Source organism: Yoonia sp., from assembly GCF_046498525.1.
Taxonomy (GTDB): Bacteria; Pseudomonadota; Alphaproteobacteria; order Rhodobacterales; family Rhodobacteraceae; genus Yoonia.
On record NZ_JAWOAN010000205.1, the window covers coordinates 1 to 3587 of the forward strand.

At 58.6% G+C, this 3587-nt stretch carries 4 protein-coding genes and 1 pseudogene; 2 read left to right on the plus strand and 3 right to left on the minus strand.

All coding sequences use genetic code 11. The annotated features are described in order from the left end of the window. Nucleotides 1–500: pseudogene (locus R6T97_RS12790) on the minus strand (transcription-repair coupling factor); the annotation flags it as partial. A gap of 38 nt (nt 501–538) precedes the next feature. Further along, nucleotides 539–1063, minus strand: a complete 525-nt coding sequence (locus R6T97_RS12795) for a hypothetical protein (protein ID WP_410349686.1) — start codon at nt 1061–1063, stop codon at nt 539–541. Nucleotides 1064–1186: 123 nt separating this feature from the next. On the opposite strand from R6T97_RS12795, the gene hemB reads away from it, so the two are divergent. After that, the gene (gene hemB / locus R6T97_RS12800) at nt 1187–2185 is read left to right on the plus strand and encodes a porphobilinogen synthase (protein WP_410349687.1); all 999 of its coding nucleotides are present in this window, start codon (nt 1187–1189) and stop codon (nt 2183–2185) included. Between the two features lie 117 nt (nt 2186–2302). Further along, entirely contained in the window at nt 2303–2860 is a 558-nt protein-coding gene (locus R6T97_RS12805; protein ID WP_410349688.1) for a YSC84-related protein, read from the plus strand. On the opposite strand, the gene R6T97_RS12810 is transcribed toward R6T97_RS12805, so the two are convergent. Continuing rightward, the coding region (locus tag R6T97_RS12810; protein ID WP_410349689.1) for an aminomethyltransferase family protein at nt 2857–3587 on the minus strand (731 nt) is incomplete at its 5' end. The genes R6T97_RS12805 and R6T97_RS12810 overlap by 4 nt on opposite strands.

The window sequence follows — 3587 nt, forward strand, 5'->3', positions numbered from 1 at the left end:
CCCGGCGGATAGATATCAATGATCCCGCCCCTGACCGCATAGTCGCCGGGTTCCATCACGGTCGGGCTTTGGGTGAACCCCATACGCACAAGAAACTGGCGCAGCGCATCTTCGTCCATGCGGTGACCGACAGTGGCTTTGAAAGCCGCTTCACGCAGCAAACTGCGCGCGGGGACCCGTTGGGTTGCGGCAGACAGCGTGGTCAGAATGATGAATTGCTCTGGCATCCCGTGCACAAGCGCGGCCAGCGTCGCCATGCGCGCGGCAGAGATATCCGTGTTGGGCGAAACGCGATCATAGGGCAGACAATCCCACGCCGGGAATACAAAGACGGGAACACTTGGCGCGAAAAATGCCAATGCTGACTGCATTGCAGCCAGACGCTTGTCATCGCGCCCCACATGCAAGACAGGGGTGCCCTTCGACAGTTCTGCAAGGATCAGTTGGGCATCGTACCCTTCGGGCGCGCCGCTGACAGTGATATGTTTGGGATCAGACATGCCGCTGACCTACCCCCCGCGCCTGTGGTGTCAACCGATTAGAAGAATTGTCGGGCCGAAATCGCGTAGTACATGCCGTACATGGCCGTAAAGAAAAGCGAGATCATAGCGATGATTTGCGTCCAAAGCCGCACGGCGAAAAGCCTGCGCACCAATGCGCGCCCCTCAAGCGGGGCCGCGTATAACTGATGCGCCAGTCGCATGTTGACGATGACGACAAGAGTGAGCGGTGCCGCCAATGCCAAAAGGCCCTGCGCCAATTCGAACCTGTAGCCAAAGCTCATGACCGTCAGCGCGCTCAGCACAAAGGCGATCAGCCCGACAAAGGCTGTCGCAAAGATTTCATTGGTCGCGACGATCCGTCTGACATTGATGTCCACAAGCGCCTCGAGGTCGGCGATCTCTGCCTCGCCCAGCTTTCGTGCCCGAAACAGCATGTCGAACGGCACACCGATCAGCCAGTTGCTCGCCACGGACCATGTGACGATGACAGCCAGCCAGTACCAGACGTTCACAAAGGTTTCCAATTCGATCAAGCGCACAAGTGCGAGGGTCCAGTCCAAATCTGTCGTCCATCTTCCAAGGGTCCGGTGGCGAACCTAGCGCCCTGTACCCCCCTTGCCCAGCCTTGTGGTAGTGCAAAATCCATGCAACCAAGAAACCATCGCTAAAAAAGGCCACAGATCATGAAACCGACCCTTGCCCCCTTCCCCGCCACTCGGCTGCGCCGCATGCGTCAAACCCCCGCTTTGCGTGCTTTGACCCGCCAGAACACGCTGACGGTGGATGATCTGATCTGGCCTGTGTTCGTGATGGACGGCACCGATACTGAAACGCCCGTAGCCTCTATGCCCGGGGTGGTGCGGCGCACCGTCGATCGCGTGGCGCAAGCGGCAAAAGAGGCGCAAGCCCTTGGTATTCCTGCGATGTGTATTTTCCCTTATACCGGCATGGACGCCCGCACCGAAGACTGCGCCATGGCGTGGGACCCAGACAATCTGACCAATCAGGCCATTCGCGCAATCAAGGATGTGGCCCCTGATATCGCTGTAATGACCGATATTGCGCTGGATCCGTACAACATCAACGGCCACGACGGTTTCGTCGAGAACGGTGAGATCGTGAATGATCGCACGGTTGAAGCCTTGGTGAAAATGGCCTTGGCGCAGGCAGAGGCAGGCGCGGATATTCTGGGGCCCTCGGACATGATGGACGGGCGTATCGGGGCGATCCGTGCCGCGTTGGAGGCATCGGGGCATCAGAACGTCGCAATCCTGAGCTATACCGCAAAATATGCGTCCAGCTTTTACGGGCCCTTCCGCGATGCCGTTGGCGCATCCTCGGCACTGACCGGTGACAAGAACACCTATCAGATGGACCCCGGCAACAGTGATGAAGCCCTGCGCCTTGTTGCGCGTGATCTGTCGGAGGGGGCCGATATGGTCATGGTCAAACCCGGTATGCCGTACCTCGATATCTGCCGCCGCGTGAAGGACAACTTTGGTGTGCCGACCTATGCCTATCAGGTCAGCGGTGAATACGCGATGTTGCAGGCTGCCGCGCAAAACGGCTGGCTGGACGGCAAAAAGGTGATGATGGAAAGCCTCCTGGCATTCAAGCGCGCGGGGTGTGACGGGATTTTGACGTATTTCGCGCCTGCAGCGGCACGGCTTCTGCAAAGCTAGCAGGCGGCGTGTACACTCATGTAAGCTTGATGGGTGACAGGGCTGCACTCCTCGCGTATAAACCGTATCATAAGAGGCGGAAAACGTCTCCATCACAGGCAAATAGGCGGATAAATCATGAGCAATTTGACAAGGCGCAGCTTTGCGCTGGGAACAGTGGCAGCTTCAACTCTGGCGGCGTGTAGCAATGGTATCGGCAGCCCCGGTGCCGCGACGATCGACGCGCGCGTCGACAGCACGTTGAAGGGGATGTTCGCGGAGTTCCCCGGTACCCGTGATCTGGCGTCCAAATCATCCGGCATTCTGGTGATGCCATTGGTGACAGAGGTCGGTTTTGGGATTGGCGGATCATTCGGGCGCGGCGCCCTGCGCGTCGGATCGTCAACTGTGGATTATTATTCAGCGACCTCCGGCAGTGCCGGTTTCCAGATCGGTGCGCAGCAGTTCAGCCATGTGCTGTTTTTCATGACACCCGAAGCCCTGCTGGAGTTCCGTCGCGGCCCGGGTTGGGCGGCAGGTGCGGACATTGAATATGCTTTCCGCGATCAAAGCGAGATGCTGCGGGCTGAAACGACAACATCGCTGGCACCCGTCATCGCTGTCGTGTTCGCGCAGACAGGCCTGCGACTTGGTGCAACGCTGGAAGGCACCAAATACACGCGCATCATTCCTTAGGCGCGCAGCCTGTCTCCGGCGGGGTCGAACGGTGGCTCCGCCAGAACGACGCCACGGTGCGGTTTACCAAGGATCATCACATCAACGGCTGTGCCGGGTGCGACGTTCTTTAGATAGCCAAGCGCCAGCGATTTCTCGACGCTATAGCCATAGGTCCCCGACGTGACCCGCCCGACAGGTGTGCCATCAGGCAGGAAGATCGGCTCGCCGCCTGTGGCATCCGCATTCGTGATCTGTTGCACTTCGATCAAAGACAACACTTCGCGCGGTGCATGATCCTTGATTTTCAAGTAACCGGCTTTATTCAGAAATTCCTTTTCCAGCTTGATCAGGCGATCCAGTCCAACCTCTTGCGGCCAATATTCGGGTGAATATTCGCGGCTCCAACTGCCGTAGCCTTTTTCGATCCGCAGCGACATGAGCGCACGGGACCCGACCGGACCTGCACCCACCTCTTTGCCCGCTTCAAGCAACGCCATGTATAACCGCAACTGATCGGCCGCGTCGCAATGCAGCTCCCAACCCAGATCACCGGTGAACGACACACGCAAAGCGATCACATCGACACCGGCGACACTGATCTGCTGTGAACGCATGAAGGGAAAGGCTTCGGTGCCCAGATCGGCATTTGTCAGGCGGGCGAGCAAAGCGCGCGATTGCGGGCCTGCCACATTGAATCCGCACATTGCATCTGTCCGGCTTTCGAATGTTGTCCCCGCTGGCAGTG

Excerpts from the sequence above, each read along its gene's own strand:
- hemB (WP_410349687.1), top strand. The coding sequence starts at position 1,187 with ATGAAACCGACCCTTGCCCCCTTCCCCGCCACTCGGCTGCGCCGCATG.
- R6T97_RS12805 (WP_410349688.1), top strand. The coding sequence starts at position 2,303 with ATGAGCAATTTGACAAGGCGCAGCTTTGCGCTGGGAACAGTGGCAGCT.